We start from the raw sequence: 583 nt of genomic DNA on the forward strand, positions 1-583 counted from the left end.
AGGGCCACCGCGCGGTCGCCACCCGCTACGACAAGCGCGACTACATGTTCCGCGGAACCATCGACGTCGCCTCGATCAGGATCTGGCTCCGCGACCCCGTCCCATGATCCAAGGGACACGCTCTAGATGGGGCACCAGCGACGCGAACTTCGCCGCCAACCGAACCTCGTCGACATCTACGACCGCTGCCATACCACAGTAACGAGCAGCCGAAAGCGACGCTCAATTTATCGGCGAACCCCAAAGCGGGTTCCGTCGTGCATCCGGCATGTCGGGAGGGACGCGTAGACGGCCAGACTGGACGATCGGCACCGCCGTGCTGGAGCCGGACCACGCGCTGATCGTGCTGCGCGGGCGAATCGACGCGGCGGCGGTGGCGGACATCCGCCGCCGAGTCGACGAGCTGCTCGCCGGCGGGGTGCGCTTCGTGGTGCTGGACCTCGCCCACGTCGAGTTGTAAGCATTCAGCCCGATCTTGAGCGTGACCTCGTGTCGGGGTCAGTGTGATCTTGGCGGCAGTGGCGTGTCGATCACGAATGATCGGCTGGTCTGCGGTGTGATCTTGGGGTGTCCGAGCCGGAGG

General features: G+C 65.7%; 1 protein-coding gene. It reads left to right on the forward strand.

Annotation, left to right across the window (positions count from 1 at the left end; all coding sequences use genetic code 11):
* Positions 1-316 precede the first annotated feature (316 nt).
* On the forward strand, positions 317-460 hold the full coding sequence (locus KME75_RS42275) for an STAS domain-containing protein (RefSeq protein ID WP_219420711.1): 144 nt from the start codon (positions 317-319) through the stop codon (positions 458-460).
* Positions 461-583: the final 123 nt, after the last annotated feature.

This window comes from Pseudonocardia nigra (assembly GCF_019396355.1).
In the GTDB taxonomy this organism is placed as follows: Bacteria; Actinomycetota; Actinomycetes; order Mycobacteriales; family Pseudonocardiaceae; genus Pseudonocardia; species Pseudonocardia nigra.